This window comes from Bacillus sp. ISL-75 (genome assembly GCF_018613095.1).
In genome coordinates this window covers 54,206-73,928 of record NZ_JAGGQX010000054.1, presented here as the reverse complement: position 1 = coordinate 73,928, position 19,723 = coordinate 54,206, and the positions used below count along the sequence as shown (strand labels likewise).

14 protein-coding genes and 2 pseudogenes are annotated in these 19,723 nt (G+C 36.6%); 13 read left to right on the top strand and 3 right to left on the bottom strand.

What is annotated here, in order from left to right; all coding sequences use genetic code 11:
• Nucleotides 1-104: 104 nt before the first annotated feature.
• Nucleotides 105-797, bottom strand: a complete 693-nt coding sequence (locus J7E63_RS29770; protein WP_308161991.1) for a GntR family transcriptional regulator — start codon at nucleotides 795-797, stop codon at nucleotides 105-107.
• Between the two features lie 90 nt (nucleotides 798-887).
• Here J7E63_RS29770 and J7E63_RS21845 point away from each other — a divergent pair.
• The 9 genes and pseudogenes from J7E63_RS21845 to J7E63_RS21800 all read left to right on the top strand — a co-directional run bounded on the left by J7E63_RS21845 (nucleotide 888) and on the right by J7E63_RS21800 (nucleotide 10,714).
• Nucleotides 888-1,939: pseudogene (locus J7E63_RS21845) on the top strand (mannonate dehydratase).
• Between the two features lie 300 nt (nucleotides 1,940-2,239).
• Nucleotides 2,240-3,739 (top strand): sugar ABC transporter ATP-binding protein, encoded by a 1,500-nt coding sequence (locus J7E63_RS21840; RefSeq protein ID WP_215016448.1) that lies wholly within the window; start codon nucleotides 2,240-2,242, stop codon nucleotides 3,737-3,739.
• A 28-nt stretch (nucleotides 3,740-3,767) separates the two neighbouring features.
• Nucleotides 3,768-4,766, top strand: a complete 999-nt coding sequence (locus J7E63_RS21835; RefSeq protein WP_215016446.1) for an ABC transporter permease — start codon at nucleotides 3,768-3,770, stop codon at nucleotides 4,764-4,766.
• Between the two features lie 28 nt (nucleotides 4,767-4,794).
• Nucleotides 4,795-5,787, top strand: coding sequence for a substrate-binding domain-containing protein (locus J7E63_RS21830; RefSeq protein WP_215016444.1), 993 nt, complete (start codon nucleotides 4,795-4,797; stop codon nucleotides 5,785-5,787).
• Nucleotides 5,788-5,862: 75 nt separating this feature from the next.
• Entirely contained in the window at nucleotides 5,863-6,795 is a 933-nt protein-coding gene (locus J7E63_RS21825) for an aldo/keto reductase (protein WP_215016442.1), read from the top strand.
• A gap of 29 nt (nucleotides 6,796-6,824) precedes the next feature.
• Complete coding sequence (locus J7E63_RS21820) at nucleotides 6,825-7,781, top strand: MBL fold metallo-hydrolase (protein WP_215016440.1); 957 nt, start codon at nucleotides 6,825-6,827, stop codon at nucleotides 7,779-7,781.
• Nucleotides 7,782-7,922: 141 nt separating this feature from the next.
• On the top strand, nucleotides 7,923-8,975 hold the full coding sequence (locus tag J7E63_RS21815) for a zinc-binding alcohol dehydrogenase family protein (protein WP_215016438.1): 1,053 nt from the start codon (nucleotides 7,923-7,925) through the stop codon (nucleotides 8,973-8,975).
• Between the two features lie 74 nt (nucleotides 8,976-9,049).
• Nucleotides 9,050-9,607 (top strand): annotated as a pseudogene (locus J7E63_RS30595) (SDR family NAD(P)-dependent oxidoreductase); the annotation flags it as partial.
• A 528-nt stretch (nucleotides 9,608-10,135) separates the two neighbouring features.
• Nucleotides 10,136-10,714: a recombinase zinc ribbon domain-containing protein gene (locus J7E63_RS21800; protein ID WP_374193777.1), complete on the top strand. Its 579-nt coding sequence runs from the start codon at nucleotides 10,136-10,138 to the stop codon at nucleotides 10,712-10,714.
• 773 nt (nucleotides 10,715-11,487) lie between these two features.
• On the opposite strand, the gene J7E63_RS21795 is transcribed toward J7E63_RS21800, so the two are convergent.
• Together J7E63_RS21795 and J7E63_RS21790 are read right to left on the bottom strand one after the other, a co-directional pair.
• Nucleotides 11,488-12,474 (bottom strand): glycoside hydrolase family 43 protein, encoded by a 987-nt coding sequence (locus J7E63_RS21795; RefSeq protein WP_214998214.1) that lies wholly within the window; start codon nucleotides 12,472-12,474, stop codon nucleotides 11,488-11,490.
• A gap of 173 nt (nucleotides 12,475-12,647) precedes the next feature.
• Nucleotides 12,648-13,799: an ROK family transcriptional regulator gene (locus J7E63_RS21790; RefSeq protein WP_215016493.1), complete on the bottom strand. Its 1,152-nt coding sequence runs from the start codon at nucleotides 13,797-13,799 to the stop codon at nucleotides 12,648-12,650.
• Between the two features lie 177 nt (nucleotides 13,800-13,976).
• On the opposite strand from J7E63_RS21790, the gene J7E63_RS21785 reads away from it, so the two are divergent.
• The 4 genes from J7E63_RS21785 (at nucleotide 13,977) to J7E63_RS21770 (ending at nucleotide 19,681) form a co-directional block, all read left to right on the top strand.
• On the top strand, nucleotides 13,977-14,969 hold the full coding sequence (locus tag J7E63_RS21785; RefSeq protein ID WP_215016434.1) for a Gfo/Idh/MocA family protein: 993 nt from the start codon (nucleotides 13,977-13,979) through the stop codon (nucleotides 14,967-14,969).
• A 288-nt stretch (nucleotides 14,970-15,257) separates the two neighbouring features.
• Nucleotides 15,258-16,589, top strand: coding sequence for a xylose isomerase (gene xylA, locus J7E63_RS21780; protein ID WP_215016432.1), 1,332 nt, complete (start codon nucleotides 15,258-15,260; stop codon nucleotides 16,587-16,589).
• A gap of 77 nt (nucleotides 16,590-16,666) precedes the next feature.
• Complete coding sequence (gene xylB, locus J7E63_RS21775; RefSeq protein ID WP_215016430.1) at nucleotides 16,667-18,166, top strand: xylulokinase; 1,500 nt, start codon at nucleotides 16,667-16,669, stop codon at nucleotides 18,164-18,166.
• A gap of 144 nt (nucleotides 18,167-18,310) precedes the next feature.
• Nucleotides 18,311-19,681: an MATE family efflux transporter gene (locus J7E63_RS21770; protein ID WP_215016429.1), complete on the top strand. Its 1,371-nt coding sequence runs from the start codon at nucleotides 18,311-18,313 to the stop codon at nucleotides 19,679-19,681.
• Nucleotides 19,682-19,723: the final 42 nt, after the last annotated feature.

The following is a 19,723-nucleotide window of genomic DNA, read 5'->3' as shown; positions in this document are numbered from 1 at the left end:
CACAGCGACTGGTTAATATTAAAGAGAAAATAACCAAACAAGTAATGCTGATTATGATTATGCTTTTCTATGAAAACGTAATGATTGTTGTTACTTCTTTGGCTTTACGGTTTTGCTTCATCAATTGGACCGTGCAGTTGTTCGTTCCATTGTAATTTAATATCATTTTTTACACTATCACTATGTTTTTGTAAAACATCAATAAGTTTGGCGAGATCGCGATTTTTTAAAGCTTCATACATATAGTGATGGTCTGTATGTCGCTTTATACTATTTTCAAAGACGTTACTATATACTGCTCGAGCTAGCGCAACTTGAGGATTAATTGAATTATAGATATCTTCGACTTTCTGATTTAAAGCCCATTGAACTAGCAATTGATGGAACTCCATGTCAAGTTTGCTGTAAGATTCAAAAGAAAATGGCTGTTGTTCTAATAATGAATTCATTTTTACAAGTAATTCTTCCCATTTGTTAATTTGTTTATCTGATACATGAGAGATAACTATACGTGCAGCCCATGTTTCAATCATGAACCGTGCATCGAGCACTTCAATAAAATCTTTATATCTCAATTGTGTAATATAAGTTCCTTTGCGAGGCAATATTTCAATTAAACCTTCGTGAACTAATTGAGTAACTGCCTCTTTAACTGGAGAGCGACTCACTTCAAACTTCTCTGCTAGCTTATTAATATCTAGCTTGTCTCCAGGTGTGAATACTCCACTTATAATTTCTTTTCGAAGAACCTTATATATTTGTGTTGCGAGAGCCGACGTTTCAATTAAGTGATTCACAGTAAAACCTCCTGATATTTCTTATTTAAATTGTAACATGTTACATTCTACATTTCATTTTTAAATTTAGATGTGATGGGGGTAATCAAATTGAAAATGACCTTTCGCTGGTATGGCGACAACGATCCGGTAACATTAGAAAATATTCGTCAAATCCCTGGTATGACTGGGATTGTATCTGCTATCTATGATGTCCCGGTAGGTGAAGCATGGCAGTATGAAAAAATTTTGGAACTGAAAGGGGAAATAGAAAAAAATGGATTATCATTAGAGGTTATTGAAAGCGTTCCTGCCCATGAAGATATTAAATTAGGCTTACCATCAAGAGAGAAATATATCAAAAATAATAAAATAACCCTTCGAAATTTAAGAAAAGCAGGTATACCTGTTGTATGTTATAATTCCATGCCTGTATTTGATTGGACGCGTTCCTCCCTGGATTATCAACTACCCGATGGCTCTACTTGTTTGATTTATGAAGAGGAAATCTTAAAGCAAATGAATCCTCTTAACGGAGAATTACTCTTCCTGGATGGGATTCTAGCTATGAAAAAGAAGATTTAAAACGTTTATTTGAGCAATATGAATCAGTTTCTGAAGATGATTTATGGGGAAATTTAAGCTATTTTATACGTGAAATCATGTCGATTGCCGATGAATCAAATGTTAAAATGGCGATTCATCCGGATGATCCGCCTTGGTCTGTCTATGGACTGCCTCGCATTATTACAAACAAGGAAAATATCGAGCGCTTAATAAACTTGTACGATAGTCCCAATAATGGAATATGTCTTTGTAGCGGTTCACTAGGCGCAAATCCGGAAAATAATTTCCCCGAACTTGTACGTCATTTTGGAAAACTTGGTCGTGTAAATTTCATGCATGCCCGTAATATCAAGATAATTGGGGAAAAGTCATTTCACGAATCAGCACACCTATCAACAGATGGTTCACTTGACATGTATGAAATCATTCGTTCTTTACGCGAGTTTGAGTACGCAGGATCAATTCGTCCGGATCATGGTCCGATGATCTGGGGTGAGATTGGTAAACCTGGCTATGGTTTGTTTGATCGTGCTCTTGGTGCAACTTACTTATATGGAATGTGGGAAGCGGAAACAAAAGAGTTAAAAAGAAACTAACAACTTCTGGTTCTTATCATTTGACTAAATATTTTAAAAAGTAATTGACTTGAACAAATTCTTACCTTAACATATGAAATGTAACATGTGAAATTTCACATGTTACATTTCATAATTTGATAGTTTACTAAAAAAGGAGGTCATTCATAATTTAATAGCTTGTAGGAAGAATTTATAATAGCTAATTTTATGTTGATGAAAAGCTCAAGTAGAATCACAGTTAAAAAATATTTACTTGTCGAGAGGTACTTAGTGAGATTATTTCCGAATCTCATAAAATAATGTTTGTGAGGTGAAAAAATGGATTCTAAATATTTGCTAGAAATGAAAGCGATATCAAAATTGTTCCCCGGTACAAAAGCGCTATCAAATGTTAACGTGCTTGTAGGAAAAGGTGAGGTACATAGTCTAGTGGGGGAAAATGGTGCAGGGAAATCAACCCTTATGAAGATTATCGGAGGGGTTCATCAACCGGAGGAGGGTGATATCTTTTTCGAAGGAAAAAAGGTCAGATTTAATAATCCAAAAGAATCTCAGGAGGCTGGAATTGGACTCGTTCATCAAGAATTAAGTTTATGTGCTCATATGACAGTTGCAGAAAACATTTACATTGGCCGGTTGCCAAAGAAAAAGTCGACCATGGTTGACTATAAAAATCTATATAAAAGTTGTCAGGAAGTTCTTGATATATTTAAAGTAAATTTCAAACCAAACCAGATTGTTGGAACACTTAATATTGCAGAACAACAGATCGTTGAAATTGCGAAAGCTATGTCCCTTAATTGCAAGTTGTTAATACTTGATGAACCGACTTCCTCTCTTACTCAACCAGAAGCAGAAGTTTTATTTGAAATTGTGGAAATGCTGAAGAACAAAGGTGTAAGTATTTTGTATATTAGCCATCGAATGGACGAAATATTCAGGATTTGTGATAAGGTAACTATTTTAAGAGATGGTGAATATATAGATACGGTTAAAACTACTGATATTACAGAAAATCAGATTGTTAACATGATGGTTGGAAGAAATATTGAAAATAAGTATCCCCCTAAATCAACTAGCATTACGAATAAAGAGATCCTAAAAGTTGAGAATTTAGGATTAAATAGAATTTTTAATGACATTAATTTCGCTTTATATGAGGGGGAAATACTTGGTTTTTCCGGAATAGTAGGAGCGGGTAGAACAGAAGTGATGCGTACGGTTTGTGGGATTGATGAAAAGTCAAAAGGTACAGTCTATTTGAATGGAAAATTCCTGAATATTAAAACATATAACGAGGCTATCGGGCTGGGAATAGGTTATGTGCCAGAAGACCGAAAAGAACAGGGACTTTTTTTAGATCAAAGTATTGAAAAGAACATAACAGCAGCTATTTTGAAAAAAATCAAAAACGGTTTATTTATTAAAAGTAGTAAGGAACGTGAATTGTCTAACGAATACGTAAAGCGACTTTCTATTAAGATATCCGATGTCAGGCAACCAGTTGAAGGATTAAGTGGTGGAAATCAACAAAAAGTCCTTTTGGCGAAATGGTTGGCTATTGAACCGAAAGTATTAATCTTAGATGAACCAACGAGAGGAATCGATATTGGTGCGAAGCTGGAAATCTACAAATTATTAAGAGAACTTTCTGAAAAAGGAATCGGAATTATTATTGTTTCGTCTGAATTGCCAGAAATCATTGGAATGTGTGATCGTGTAGCTGTCATGCATGAAGGGAAAATAAAAGATATTTTGGAAAAAGAAGATTTAAATGAAGAAAAAATCATGACTTTAGCTTCAGGAATTACTGTTTAATATATAAAGTTAGAAAGAGGTGTAAACCATGATTGTGAGTAATAATCTAAGTACAATGGGCAGAATCAAGTCAAGTAATTTGTTTAAGGTGACTTTTGGTTTTAGAGAAACAAGTTTATTGATTATCATTTTTCTAGTTTCGGCAGTACTAACTATTTTATCGCCACAGTTTTTAACGAGCGGTAATATGACATCTACGGGAATTGCGTTGGTAACGGATGGAATTATTGCTATTGGTATGACGGTTGCACTAGTATCTGGTGCATTCGATCTTTCGGTAGGATCAATAATGGGACTGGCCAGTGTAGTGGCTGGAAGTTTGTATTTAGCTGGAATTGAAATCTGGTCTGCGTGTTTAGTAGCTATTCTTGTAGGCTTGATTTGTGGGTTAATAAACGGCCTTTTTGTAGGAAAAGTCGGTCTTAACCCTTTTATTACAACCTTGGCTATGATGGGTATTGCTCGAGGTAGTGCATACATTTTCACAGAAGGTTCTCCACTATCAATAGGCGGTATCCCTGAATCCTTCCGATTCATTGGTACAGGTAGCATAGCCGGAGTTCCGTTTATGATTATTCTATTAATTATAGGCACGATTGCGTTTGATTACTTAATGAGGAAATCAGAAGCATTTAGAAAAGTATTTTATATCGGAAGCAATGAAAAAGCAGCTGTTTTATCAGGTATCAATGTCACTAAAATTAAAATGGGTGTCTTCGTTCTCACCGCTTTATTAGCAAGTATAGCTGGAATTATAACATTAGCTAGATTTAGTGTAGCTTCACCTACAACTGGTGATAGTGCAGAGTTAAGAGCCATTGCAGCAGCTGTCATTGGAGGCACAAGTTTAAAGGGGGGAGAAGGATCCGTATTCGGAGCAGTGCTGGGTGTTCTCTTATTAGCAGTAATTAACAACGGTCTTGTATTGCTTAACGTTTCAGTTTACTGGCAGCAATTTGTTACGTTTATGATTCTTTTGATAGCGGTTACAATAGACCATATTGGTCAAAAAAGAAAAACTATTTAAGTCTAATTTCAGAGGGGAGATTAATATCTTGAAAACATTAAAAAAATTTACTTTATTAGGTTTTATTTGTTTGGTTATAGCGGCTAGTGTTGGTTGTCAATCAGCAAAAACTGAAGTGGTGGCGGGAAAAGCAGATTCAAAAATATCTTTTCAAGGCGATAAGAAGGAAGTTTATTATGTCATTTCCTTTTTATCTGGTTTGGATTACTGGAAAGGGGTATTTGGAGGTTTTCAAAAAGCAGGAAATCAATTTGGTGTAGAAACAAAGTATACAGGCGATCCTGGATACGATATAAACAAGTCTGTTGCAGTTTTTGAACAAATCGTTGCGACAAAACCAGCTGGAATTGCAGTCGCTGCAATAAATGCTGATGCGTTAAAAGGTCCAATTAATAAAGCTCGTGAACAAGGAATCCAAGTTGTAACATATGATAGTGATTCCCCGGATAGTAACCGAGCAGCTTTTTTTTCTACAGGTAATGAAGTTGCAGGTGAAAAAGCTGCTGACTATATGGCGAAGTTAATGGGTGAAAAAGGTGAAGTAGCTTTACTCTATACAATTGGACAGCAGAATGTTGAAGACAGAATTAAGGGATTTCAATCTGAAATTAAAGATAAATATCCAAATATGAAAGTTGTAGTCCGAGCTAATGATGGAGGAGATCAAACAAAAGCAGCTGGTGCCCTTTCTGCTGAATTGCAGGGAAAACCTAATATTAAAGGGGTATTTGCTGCAGATGGTGTTGCTGGATTAGGTGCTGCAACAGCTGTTCGTGAAGCAGGTAAAAAAGACAAGATTAAAATTATTGGATTTGATACAGATAAAGCTTTGTTAGATATGGTTAGCAATGGCGAAGTTGATGCCACTATGGCACAAGGTACTGAAAATATGGGTTATTGGTCGATGGTTTCCCTATTCACTTTAAAACATGACTTGGCTCCTAAAACATTACCTAAATATGTTGATACCGGGATTAGTATAGTAACAAAAAAGAATGTAAAAGATTATTACGCTAAATAAATTAATGGAAAAGAGATTCTAAGTTTTATAACTTAGAATCTCTAAAAAGGTATTTCAAAAGTAAAGGAGGATACTATGCAATATAGAATTCTTGGCAAGACGGGAATTGAAGTATCTGTTTTAAGTTTGGGAGCATCTTCATTAGGATCAGTATTCCGAAATATTGATGAAACTGAAGGAATTAGAACAGTACATACAGCTTTAGATTTAGGGGTGAATTTGATTGATGTAGCTCCTTATTATGGGCTAACAAAGGCAGAGTCTGTATTAGGGAAAGCTCTGAAAGACATTCAGAGGAATAAATACATTCTTTCAACCAAAGCTGGTCGATATGGTGATGATAATTTTGATTTTTCAGCAAGTACAATCAAAAAAAGTGTTGAAGGAAGTCTAAAACGTCTTAAAACAGATTATATTGATATTCTTCATCTGCATGATATTGAATATGGTTCTATGGATCAAATAATAGAAGAAAGTATTCCTACTCTGCAATTATTAAAGAAAGAAGGTAAAATCCGATTCTTTGGTGTATCCGGTTTACCCCTTAAAATTTTTAAAGAGGTATTGACTAGGAGTAATGTTGATACTATTTTGTCATATTGTCATTATTCATTAAATAATACAAAATTAGTCGATCTTCTAAACGAGATTAAAGAGATGGAAGTAGGAGTAATTAATGCTTCCCCTTTATCTATGGGATTATTAAGTAAAAGGGGAGCGCCAACTTGGCACCCTGCCGACCAAGAAATTAAGAATGTTTGTGAAAAGGCTGTTACTTTTTGTTCTGAGAACGGCTTTGACATAGAAAAGCTGGCAGTCCAGTTTGCTGTATCAAATAGTCAAATTCCAACAACTCTTGTTGGTACAGCCAATCCAGAAAATATTATTAAAAATATCAATTGGATGAATGAACCAATGGATTTAGAATTGTTAAAAACTGTTCAAGATATTTTGTCACCGGTTAAAGATAAAATCTGGTATAGCGGTAAGATGGAGAATAATATATAACAGTTCATTAATCAAGGAGTGACGGGTTTATGGATTTACCTGGATCAATTCAACGTATCAAATACTATTTAACGGATAAAGTATTTGTCAATTCATATATCATTACGGGTACAACTTTTTCAATTTTAATTGATTCAGGGGTTGTAACCATGAAAAATCAGTACTTGCAATTGATTGAAGACTTAAATAAGACTTCAAAGCCGTTGAAACTTCTCATTAATACGCATGCCCATCACGATCATATTGGATGTAATAACACCATACAACACAATACAGGTTGTTTAATTATGGCGCCAATGGGATCTGAAAAGTGGATTGAAAATATTGATTTAAATTATGAAGAGTTTGCACTTCCTTTTCCGCATATACATCCTGATTCTAACATTAAGAGAGGGGAAATTTACCATTCAATGGACGGTAACAGTAAAGTTAATTTACTTGCACAAGAAGGGGATGTAATAAGGATTGATGACTTGGAATTAATTGTTATCAGTCTGCCTGGACATATAGATCATGAGCTGGGTTTGATCGAATTGAGCACAAAAACTCTAATTCTAGGTGATATTATTGTTCGAACGGATATTCCGATTTTCCCAGGTCATTTACGCCCATCACAGCTAAGAAAATCTTTACAGAAAATCGAAAATATACTTGATCAATATTCAATCGAAAGAGTATTAACCGGACATTTCAATCCAATGTCAAAAGAAGAAACGATACAACAAGTTCATAAGGTTTACGATTATCTATCTACTATTGATGAAATAATTTTGAAAACATTAGAAAGTCATCAAAAAGCCTGTTTACAATTATTATGGTCTAATGTATGTGAAGGATTGAACAAAGAAAAGGAGTTTCGGGCTATATCGTTGGTGCATCATCATTTGTTGGATTTAATGGAATCAGGTCAGATAGAAAAACTGAATGAAAAAGAAGAAGTGTACTGGAGAAAAAAGTGTCATTTAACGTCTTCTCTTGAAATTTGACCCGTTGCTTTTTATGGTTGTGCTACTGGTATAAACGAATCGAATTCCTGTATGAGCGGTTTAATTAAAATCTGAATAATTGAACATATAATTTCAATGGCGTAATACAAACAAGACAAAAAGAAGGAGTTGTTTTTATTAATGAAGGCAGTACAGGTTGTTGAACCGGGGGAAATTGCCATTATCCAAAAAGAGAAACCAAAAATCACCAGAGAAAATGAGGTGTTGATAAAGGTAAAGATGGTTGGCATATGTGGCTCAGATATGCACATTTATCATGGAACGAATCCCTTGGCTACGTTACCAAGAATTATTGGGCATGAGATAACTGGAGAAATAGAGGAAGTAGGCGAAAATATTAGAAACCTTTCCATTGGAGATAAAGTTGTTATTGAACCAATTGTAACCTGTGGACAGTGTTATGCCTGTCGTTCTGGAAGGAAAAATGTATGTAATGAATTAGAAGTATACGGTGTTCATCGGGATGGTGGTATGCAAGAATATCTTGTCGTGCCAGAGCACTTAGTTCATAAGGTAAACCAAACAATGGATTGGATAGAATCTGTACTTGTAGAACCGTTTACAATTGGTGCCCAAGCAAATTGGCGTGGAAATGTTCAGGACAGAGATGTTGTATTAATTATAGGTGCAGGTCCGATTGGTATATGTTGTTTAAAAGTAGCCAAATCAAAAGGTGCCACTTGTATTATTTCCGATCTAAGCAAAGATCGTCTGGATTATGCTAGATTATGTGGAGCCGATTTTACAATAGATGCTTCAACCACTAATTTGAAAGAAGAAGTAATGAGAATGACCAATAATGAAGGTGCCAATGTTGTTATTGATGCTGTTTGTATTCCACAAACCTTTGAAGATGCAATAGAAGTTTCATCGGTTGCAGGTCGAATTGTTACTCTCGGTTTTGATATACGTTCCTCGAAGATTTCACAGCTGCCGATTACCAAAAAAGAATTAACGATTAACGGTTCACGGTTACAAACAAACCAATTCCCAGAGGTAATCAAGCTGTTTAATAAGAAACTAATTCAAACTGATGGAATGGTCACACAACAGTTTCCACTCGAAGAAATTGATCAGGCTATAGCCTTAATTGAAAATCATCCGAATCAAGTAAGGAAAGTTGTTATTTCTCTTAATAATGTTAAGGATTCTGATCTATTTCAGGAGAGATGAAGCGAGAAACGAATGGTGTAGCCGGTGCTGGACTACGTCGGAAGAAGGAAGCGGGAGTGGTATAAAATGCTGGAATTAATGAAAACTTAAAAGGAAAAGTAGGAGAAATTACTGGCGGAAGGGGCTCCTGTGTAGATTCATGGCAAAAGAATTAGACTGACAAGGCGTTAAGGTAGCTATTTTAAATCGAAATAAAGAATCAGGCGAAGAAGTCGTCCATGAAATTAAGGAATCAGGTGGCCAAGCTATTTCAATTCCTTGCGACGTAACTAATGTAATAAGTGTAAAAAGGGCAGAGGAAATTTTTATTCGAGAACTGGGTATTTGTAACATTTTAATTAATGGGGCTGGGGGAAATCATCCGGATGGAACCACAACAAATGAAACATTTAAACTTGAAAATCTTGAGGATAAAGAAATAAAACTTTCTTTGACTTAGATCAAGAAGCGTTTGGGTTTGTTTTCGATTTAAATATATTAGGAACGCTTATTCCAACACAAGTATTCACGAAGAATATGATAAATAAAAAAGGTCAATTATTATAAATATGTCATCAATGAGTGCAACATCTCCACAGACAAAAGTTCCGGCATACAGTGCAGCAAAAGCAGCAATTGATAACTTTACGCAATGATTATCTGTTCACATGGCTGAGGCAGGAATCCGCGTCAATGCAATCGCTCCAGAAGAGAAACTCATTGACTTAGGCAAATCAGTTTTTATAGAGTGTGGTTAAGCAAACAAGGAAGTAATAAGTGTTCATTTGTATGGCAATGGATTCAATCACAGCCTATCTTTAGGGTTGTTCATCCTGTTTCAGAATTCTTTAATGCACCACAAAAATTAGAAAATTTAAAGGAAATCGAACAAAGAGGGCAATTTCAATTTATGATTTATGTGTTCGGGCAGATGGCTTTACCGAGGATATGGCTTGCCAAATTCATAACGTTGCTCCGATAACTCACCCGCTTCGGGTAGAGGTGAAGCCTGGCGAATTGGAATGGGTGGCGTTTGAGGATGTAGTCGGAGTAGCTGTTTTAGATTAGGAGGAAGGATGCTAACTGAAAATCCATGATAGCGGAACTCTGTTGGTAGCTAAATAATCTTGGGTAATATCCCTGATTCAATGCGGTAAACTAGCGGTCATACCAGTAAACTAATGACTGCATTATGGTATATGCAAAATAGGCAGGGGTATATATGTGGCAGATATCGTAAACATGGTATTCAAGCATGTTCAAGCCATGTAATTAGGGAAATGAAGTTAAAGGAATTAATTTTAAAGGATTTACGAGAAATGGTATCTATAACGGTGAATAAATCCGACTTCCTTCAAAAGGCCAACGATAAGATAAAAAGAATAGAGAAGGAGGTTCATAATAAACAGCAAAGAATAACAAAAGAAATTGAGATGTTAAAAATTGAAAATAAAAATCTTCTAAGGCTATTGGCACAAGGTACCATTACACAAGAAGAATACCGAACGGTTGCGGATGAGAACCAGCAGAAAGTTCAAGACTTAGAGCAACAGTTTATGGTTCTAAACAAGCAGTTAAACCATCAAACTGATTATTTTGAGGTAACATCAAAAATAATGAAATATGTAGATAAAATACTTGAATTTCAAGATTTAAATGAAGAACTTTTGCATCGAATAATTGAACGGATTGATGTAAAGGAAAACAAGGATATTGTGATAAACTACCGTTTCGCAAATCCTTATTCCAATTTAATGTAGTCACCGGCACACCACACATGTGGAATGTGTTTCGCAGCTAGTTTTAAAATAGTCTGTAACGCTATTCACACTATATGTGATGCTGCACTAATAGTTTTAAAAGAAGCAGGAGCCTGTTTTGGCTCCTGCATATATTATTGGAGATGAAAAGTGGATTTCGGGGTCAGACCCCCACTAATCTAAAGTTTAACGCGTTAAAGTGCGATGGAGAGGTGAAGGACCTTACTATCTTATTGTGTTTATAAAGGTTATTAGATGAGGAAAACTTTCCAATTTCGGTGACAGACCCTTACTCAGCTAAATTTTAATACGTTAAAGTGTGATAGAGAGGAGAAGGACCTTTCTATCTTATTGTGTTTATAAAGGTTAATAGATTAAGAGAACAATCCTGCTAGGATCCTAAACAAATAGAAGTTTTTTCCGAAAAAATAAAGATGGATGGTATACTGACAAACTTTTGCAAACATAGGGGGATTTTCCGTGGGTAGATGGAACAAATGGATGGGGGCATTGATCCTACTGTTTATGTTAACTTCATGCTCTCATTCTTCGCAGAAAGTAGACCTCATTTTGGAATGATAAAGGAGATTTTATTTGAAATTGACATCAAGTAGAATACATTTTAAAGGGGGAAGTAGGATAACGAAGGATACTAATGCTTGTATAGAGTAGTCGGGTCCTATGAGGCCGATGTTGTAAATAGGAAAGAAGACATCGTACTATATATTGAAAAAAAACTGGCCCCAATAAAAGTGAGCCAGTCGTCAACCTAATTATTTATCCCCATAAGGGTTAATAGTTTGAATAGTTCCATCTTCGTTAAATTTAAGTTCAGTGTATTTCACAGAGCGTTTATGATCCACGCCATCTGATAACGAGCAGTCATGATAGAACAGATACCACTTATCCTGAAACTGGACAATCGAATGATGTGTGGTCCAGCCGATTACAGGAGTCAGAATCGTACCTTTGTACACAAATGGACCCTGTGGATTTTCACTTACAGCATAAACAATTTTATGAGTTGTACCAGTAGAATAGGATAGATAATAAAGACCATTGTATTTATGAACCCATGGGCCTTCAAAGTATCTTCGGTCTTCGTCACTTGCAAGAACCGGATTGCCATTTTCATCAACAATTGAGATTTCCTGAGGTTCGCTCTTAAAAGTCAACATATCGTCGGATAATACAGCTACTCTTGGTCCTAACGCAGGTTCTGTAGGAGCTGGCCCTGCGGCATCTGGCTTAAATGTTCCTGTTTGCCACTTCTCCAACTGTCCTCCCCAAAGCCCGCCAAAATAAACATAGGCTTGGTCATCATCATCCACTAAAACAGCTGGATCAATGCTGAAGCTGCCTGGAATGTAATTTTCCTCTGGTGTAAAAGGTCCTGCAGGATTAGGGCTTGTCGCAACGCCAATTCTGAAAATACCATCTTTATCTCTTGCTGGGAAAAATAAATAATACGTGTTATTTTTGTAAGCTGCGTCAGGTGCCCAAAGCTGCTTACTTGCCCAAGGAATATCTTTTAAGTGAAGTGCTTCTCCGTGGTCTACACATGGTGTGTTTTCATCATCCATGGATAAAACATGGTAATCTTCCATCTTATATTGGTCTCCGTTATCATTTGAAGGTTCATCATGATCAAGGTCATGTGAAGGATAAATATAAAGCTTCCCTTCAAAGACATGTGCAGAAGGGTCTGCTGTAAAAATATGCGTAACTAAAGGTTCATTAGGTTTTGAGTTTTTCATCATCATATCTCTCCTTGAAATAGTTTAGATACTTACAAATATATTATATCCGAAGTTAGTTAACTTTGTATATCGGAACAACTAACTTTATTAGTATATCGTTCAGGGAATATGATTGGAATTTTCTAACAAGTCTACATTGGACAAGGGATTACTCACAATTTTCAGCAGAACATCTATGAAGTTTGTACTTCTCCATTGATAAAATTCTCAACAACAAAAGCAGATACACCTAATGCGGTTGAGTATTTTCCTAGTTTTGAGAAATCTAAATGCATTTCTTTTTGGTGGTTCGTGAGTGTATGGTTTTTAATAGTTGTCCTGATTGACTGTTCAATCCATTGTTTTGCTAATGCTAGTCGATTGCCAATTATTACCTGGTCTGGGTTAAAGGTATTAATAATGTTATTAATACCGTATCCAAGGTAATTACCAATTTGATAAAAGAGATCCTGAGCGGTTCCATCACTATTATCTGCTTGCTCTATCAATGACTCAAGTGATTCTGTGTTATTGTCTGCCAGCTCCAGCAAAGCATTTTCAGAAGCGTATGTTTCCCAGCAACCTCTGCTGCCACAGCTGCATGGCTTCCCGTTAAAATCAATAATCATATGTCCCATTTCACCAGAAAATCCATTTTTACCTTGATACAATTCTTTGTTTAGAATAATCCCTACACCGATTCCAATTCCAGCACTTATATAAATGATGTTTTGATAGTCTTGGCCAGCACCAAATTGTTGTTCACCAAAAGCTCCGGCATTTGCCTCGTTTTCAATAATGACGGGGACATTGAATAACTCCTCAAGGTCCATTTTTAAGTGAATGTTTGTCCATCCTAAGTTCGGAGCAAGAAGTACAGAACCCTCTTTGTTTACAATTCCTGGCACACCTACTCCTATACCCACAATTCCGTACCTGCTGCTAGGCATCTCATCCATGTTCGATTGAATCATATTCTGAACGATGCTCATGATGGAAGGATAAGGTGTTCGTTTAACAAATTGATTTTTTTCAATCAGAATATTGCCTTTTAAATCCGTCAAGACACATACTACATAGTTTACCCCGATATCAATTCCAATAGCGTATCCGGCAACTTTATTGAAATGAAGGATAACGGGACGCCGACCGCCGCTTGATTCCCCTGGTCCGGATTCATAAATAAGTTCCTCTACTAATAACTCATTTACTAAAGAAGAAACAGTTGCCTTATTTAACCCTGATACTTGAGCAATGTCTGCTCTTGAAATGGGCTCTTTCTCCATAATTAATTGTAAAACCAGTGCTTTATTATTCTTTTTGACAACATGTTGATTCCATATCATGGTTTCCACATTTAAAAACTCCTTAGTTGGTAGTAATATTATTTTAACATAAACTTTGTTTGTTGAATATACAAACATTCGAGCAGATGTTATACTGAATTTTAGTTAGCCCTTTTAAGAATTATGGACATCTAACTTGTATTAAGGTTTGAATTCATGGAGAGAGGAACAATCTTAATGAGAAAAATTCGTTGGGGAGTTATTAGTACCGCAGATATAGCCAAAACACAAGTCATCCCTGCAATTTTACGATCAGACAATGCTGAAATAGTTGGAATTGCCAGTCGGAGTGATAAAGCAAAGGATGTTGCTGAAGTATTTTCCATCCCAAATTATTATGATTCCTATGAGAACCTGCTTATGAACCCAGAAATTGAAGCCGTTTACATGCCGCTTCCGAATCATTTACATAAGAAATGGGTGATGGAAGCAGCCAAGTATGGGAAACATGTCCTTGTTGAGAAACCTGCAGCCTTAACAGCTGAAGAAACGCAGGCAATGGTTGAATTTTGCCATGAGAAAAACGTGAAATTTATGGAAGCATTTATGTATCAATTTCATCCGCAGCATGAGCGAGTTCAAGAGATTATGAATTCGGGTGAGATTGGTGAAATAAAATTTATGCGAGCAAGTTTTTCTTTCTTGTTAGAAGATAGAGAAGCAAATATCAGGATGAACAAGGAAATGGGCGGCGGCAGTATTTACGATGTCGGCTGCTACTGCATCCACGCTATTCGAAACATCTTAGGGTCTGAACCGGTCATGGTGGAGGCATTTGCGGAACTTGACCCGCAATCTGGAATAGATTTATCATCGATTGTTTATATGAAACTGGAAAATGGAATGAGCTGTGTTTTTGATTGCAGTTTCGATATGTATTTTAGACAAGAATACGAAATTATTGGCACAAAAGGCAAGATTACAGTCCCAGCTGCCTATCGGCCTGATGTGATCGATAATGATGGCCCTATTATCATTCATTCTGAGCAGGGGAATCGAACCGAAAGTGTTGGCGGCGACCAGTATAAAAATCAAATTGACCATTTTTCAAAAGCTATTATAGAAGACTTTCAACCTTCTTATTCAGGTGAAAATACAATTCAGAATATGCGTGTGATTGATGCCTGTTACAAATCCATTGCAAGCAAGCAGGCAGTAACTTTAGTTTAATAATTAATATATTAGGAGAGTAGGGGAAGAAGTTGCCAACTCCTGGAGTAAAAAATTGGCGCCGGTAGGTACTTCTGTACAACAGGTTTAATGAAGGATCAAAGGCTGTTTTTGTCAAATCGGACAGTCTTTGGTAATTCAAAATTTTTTTATATTATCTTAGTTTATTGAATAGACAAACAATGTTTACGATGCTATAATTTGATTAAATAAATGTTACAGATTAAGAGATTAAAACATTTGCAATGTTGATTTGAAACCATAAAACCAATTAGGAGGAATAACCACATGGCTTATTTCGAAACAGTTAACAAAATCCAATTTGAAGGTGCTTCATCTAAAAATCCTTTAGCATTTAAGTATTATAATCCGGAAGAAAGAATAAATGGAAAAACAATGGAAGAAATTCTTCGTTTCTCAGTTGCTTACTGGCATACATTTACGGCTGATGGAACGGATCCATTTGGTGTAGGTACAGCTATCCGTCCTTGGAATCATCTGAAAGGATTAGATTTAGCAAAAGCACGTGTTGAAGCGGCATTTGAACTTTTTGAAAAATTAAATGTTCCTTTCTTCGCTTTCCACGATGTTGACATTGCACCAGAAGGAAGCACATTAAAGGAAACCAACGAGAATCAAGACTTAATTGTTGCGATGATCAAAGAATACATGAAAACAAGTAAGACAAAATTACTTTGGAATACTGCTAATATGTTTACTAACCCAAGATATGTTCATGGTGCAGCAACTTCTCCTAATGCAGATGTATTCGCTTACTCTGCTGCGAAAGTTAAAAAGGGATTAGAAGTGGCGAAAGAACTTAGTGCAGAAAACTATGTATTCTGGGGCGGTCGTGAAGGCTATGAAACGCTTCTTAACACTGACATGAAATTAGAACAGGACAACTTAGCACGCTTCTTCCATATGGCAGTAGACTATGCAAAAGAAATTGGTTTGAATGTTCCATTCTTAATTGAGCCAAAACCAAAGGAGCCTACTAAACACCAATATGACTTTGATGTGGCTACTGGTCTTGCATTCTTACAAAAATATGATCTAACAGATTACTTCAAGTTTAATATCGAAGCAAACCACGCTACTCTTGCTGGTCATACATTTGAGCATGAGTTAAGAACGGCACGTATTAACGGAATGCTTGGTTCTGTTGATGCTAACCAAGGTGATACGCTTCTTGGATGGGATACAGATGAATTCCCAACTGACTTGTATACTAACACGTTAGCTATGTATGAAGTTCTCAAAAATGGCGGCTTAGGTAAAGGCGGCTTGAACTTTGATGCTAAAGTACGAAGAGGATCTTTCGAACCAGAAGATCTTTTCCATGCACATATCGCTGGTATGGATGCATATGCTATCGGCCTAAAAGTTGCCAATAAGCTGATTGAAGATAAAGTTCTTGATAGCTTTATCGAAGAGCGCTATAGCAGCTTTACAAAAGGTATTGGCTTAGAAATCGTCGGAGGAAGAACAAACTTCCGTGAGCTTGAAGCTTATGCCCTTCAATTAACAGAAATTAAAAATACATCAGGCAGAACAGAACGCCTTAAAGCTTTAGTTAATCAATATTTACTAGAAACACTCTCAAGTGTAACTGTTTAATTACTACTTAATATAATCATGAAAAATGTGCTGGCAGTATATTACTCCAGCACATTTTTTAGAAAAGGATGATTCATATGAAATACGTAATTGGTGTTGACCTCGGAACGAGTGCAGTAAAAATTTTACTTGTTAATCAAAATGGTGAAGTTTGTAAAGAAGTGTCTAAATCATATCCCCTCATTATCGAAAAATCAGGTTACAGTGAACAAAACCCGGAAGAATGGGTAGAAAAAACCACAGCTGGATTAGCTGAACTAATCGAGCAATTCGATGGGGACATAAACGATATCGAGGGCATCAGTTTCTCCGGGCAGATGCATGGCCTTGTATTGTTAGATGAAGACAATCAAGTATTGAGAAATGCTATTTTGTGGAATGACACGAGAACAACGAAACAATGTCAGGAAATATATAACGTTGTTGGCAAACAGCGTTTATTAGAGGTAACAAAAAACCCTGCGTTAGAGGGCTTTACCTTGCCAAAAATTCTTTGGGTAAAAGAAGATGAGCCGCAAATTTTTGAACAGGCCAGCGTTTTTATGCTTCCAAAGGATTATTTGCGTTACCGTATTACCGGAAATTTGCATATGGAGTACTCTGACGCAGCAGGAACATTATTGTTAAACGTGGCTAAGCGTGAATGGAGCAGTAAAATATTAGAACTTTTTGGTCTTACTCCAGAATTCTGTCCGCCATTAGTGGAATCTCATGCATTTGTCGGATCGGTTACCGCTGAATTTGCACAAGCAACTGGATTATCGGAAGCAACAAAAGTGTTCGCGGGCGGTGCGGATAATGCATGCGGCGCGATCGGTTCAGGAATTTTATCTGAAGGCAAAACCTTATGCAGTATCGGCACATCCGGTGTTGTTCTTTCTTATGAAGAGAGAAATGATCTCGATTTTGAAGGAAAGGTTCACTATTTTAATCACAGTGAAGAAAATGCTTACTATACAATGGGTGTAACCCTCGCTGCTGGCTATAGTTTAAGTTGGTTTAAAGATACATTTGCTAGGGAAGAAGCCTTTGACCAGTTTCTAGCAGGTGTTGATGAAGTACCTGCAGGCAGTAACGGTTTATTATTCACGCCATACATAGTGGGAGAAAGAACACCGTATGCAGATTCGAATATTCGCGGCAGCTTTGTTGGCGTGGATGCGGCCCATGAGCGGAAGCACTTTGCCCGTGCAGTTCTTGAAGGAATTACTTTTTCCTTAAACGAATCCATTGAGATTTTTAGAAACAGTGGTAAAACCATTGATACGATTATCTCCATCGGCGGCGGAGCCAAAAATGAAACATGGCTGCAAATGCAGGCCGATATTTTCAACGCAAAAATTGAAAAGCTTACAAGTGAACAAGGCCCTGGAATGGGTGCAGCTATGTTAGCAGCATACGGCTGCGACTGGTATCCAACGCTTAAAGGATGTGCACAAGTTTTTATTCAAACTTCAAAAACTTATTATCCTATTCAGGAAAATGTTGAAGCATACAAGAAGCTATTTACAATCTATCAACAAGTTTACAAACAAACAAAGGAATTGAATGAGCAATTAAGAGAATTTAGAAAGTAAGCCTTAAGCGGTCATTATAAAGTATGGATGCCTCAAAAAAGGCTAATAAACAATATGAAGCCACTCAAGTTTTTCCAAATTGTGGGCTTCAATTTATTTAGATTTACCAACCAAACTATGATATGGGTAAGAAGAGGATTACAGATGAGCCTATCCAAAAATTATGTCTCCCCACAGTTAAATTTACTTACGATTACTTGGCCGATTTTCGTAGAATTATTTCTCCAAGTGATAATGGGCAGTACTGATACCATAATGCTGTCGTATATTTCTGATGATGCTGTCGCAGCAGTGGGTGTGGCAAATCAGCTAATATTTTTATGTATTTTAATCTTTAATTTTGTCTCGAGTGGTACCGCTGTTGTTCTCTCACAGTACTTAGGTGCAGGTTTAAAAAAGGATGCCAGAACCGTTACCGCTATCTCCATTACCCTAAACCTTGTTCTTGGCCTAGTGATTAGCTTACTAATGGTTATTTTTAAAACAGAATTATTAATGTTATTTCACCTGCCTGAACATATAGCTGAACTAGGAGAACAGTATCTTACGATTGTAGGAGGTACTGTATTTATCCAAGCGGTATTGATTACCGTTTCTACGACCTTAAGAGCGAATGGCTACACTAGGGATGCGATGATGGTTTCTATCTTAATGAATGTTATTCATTTAGTTGGAAATGCGATCTTCATTTATGGATTGCTGGGATTCCCGGAAATGGGCGTGATTGGAGTTTCCATTTCAACGGCGATCAGCAGGGCGATTGCCTTAGTCATTATCACGAAGTTAATGTATGATCGAATCCCGATTAAACTTAAATTAAAAGATTATCTAATGATTGATTCTATTCAAATAAGAAAGATAATGAAAATTGGTATTCCGGCAGCAGGGGAACAAGTTTGCTACAATCTCAGCCAGTTGGCAATTACGGCAATCATTGCGATTTTGGGGGCTGTTGCATTAACGACCCGCGTTTATACGCAAAATATAATGTCCTTTATTCTTGTGTTTGGTCTGGCAATGGGACAGGGGACGCAAATTCTCATTGGCTACAAAGCAGGGGCAAGGGATTTTGATGGGGCCTATCTTCAATTAATGAAGAGCTTAAGGTACAGTCTTATTATGACGGTGGCAATCGCTATACTAATAGCCTTCTTCAGAGAACCACTGATAGGTTTTTTCACAAAAGATCAAGACATTGTGGTGCTGGGAAGTAAATTGTTATTGCTTTGTCTTGTCCTTGAGCCGGGAAGAACCTTTAATTTAGTTGTCATCAATGCCTTGCGAGCTACTGGGGATGCTAGCATTTCACTCGTCATGGCGTTTATCTCAATGTGGGGAATAAGTGTGCCATTAGCCTATTTTTTGGGAATACACCTTGGGTTGGGATTACCGGGGATTTGGTTTGCGTTTATCGTTGATGAATGGTTTAGAGGAATTACCATGTACTTTAGATGGAAAAGCAGGGCCTGGGAGAAGAAAGTATTGGTTCAAAACCAGGTTACAACTTCTGCCTAATATAAAGAAATATATATCTGGAATGTAATAAATACTGGAGGT

Bases quoted from the DNA above. Each gene is read 5' to 3' on its own strand.
- J7E63_RS21840 (WP_215016448.1), top strand. From the start codon at position 2,240: ATGGATTCTAAATATTTGCTAGAAATGAAAGCGATATCAAAATTGTTC.
- J7E63_RS21835 (WP_215016446.1), top strand. From the start codon at position 3,768: ATGATTGTGAGTAATAATCTAAGTACAATGGGCAGAATCAAGTCAAGT.
- J7E63_RS21825 (WP_215016442.1), top strand. From the start codon at position 5,863: ATGCAATATAGAATTCTTGGCAAGACGGGAATTGAAGTATCTGTTTTA.
- J7E63_RS21820 (WP_215016440.1), top strand. From the start codon at position 6,825: ATGGATTTACCTGGATCAATTCAACGTATCAAATACTATTTAACGGAT.
- J7E63_RS21815 (WP_215016438.1), top strand. From the start codon at position 7,923: ATGAAGGCAGTACAGGTTGTTGAACCGGGGGAAATTGCCATTATCCAA.
- J7E63_RS21800 (WP_374193777.1), top strand. From the start codon at position 10,136: ATGACTGCATTATGGTATATGCAAAATAGGCAGGGGTATATATGTGGC.
- J7E63_RS21795 (WP_214998214.1), bottom strand. From the start codon at position 12,474: ATGATGAAAAACTCAAAACCTAATGAACCTTTAGTTACGCATATTTTT.
- J7E63_RS21790 (WP_215016493.1), bottom strand. From the start codon at position 13,799: ATGATATGGAATCAACATGTTGTCAAAAAGAATAATAAAGCACTGGTT.
- J7E63_RS21785 (WP_215016434.1), top strand. From the start codon at position 13,977: ATGAGAAAAATTCGTTGGGGAGTTATTAGTACCGCAGATATAGCCAAA.
- xylA (WP_215016432.1), top strand. From the start codon at position 15,258: ATGGCTTATTTCGAAACAGTTAACAAAATCCAATTTGAAGGTGCTTCA.
- xylB (WP_215016430.1), top strand. From the start codon at position 16,667: ATGAAATACGTAATTGGTGTTGACCTCGGAACGAGTGCAGTAAAAATT.
- J7E63_RS21770 (WP_215016429.1), top strand. From the start codon at position 18,311: ATGAGCCTATCCAAAAATTATGTCTCCCCACAGTTAAATTTACTTACG.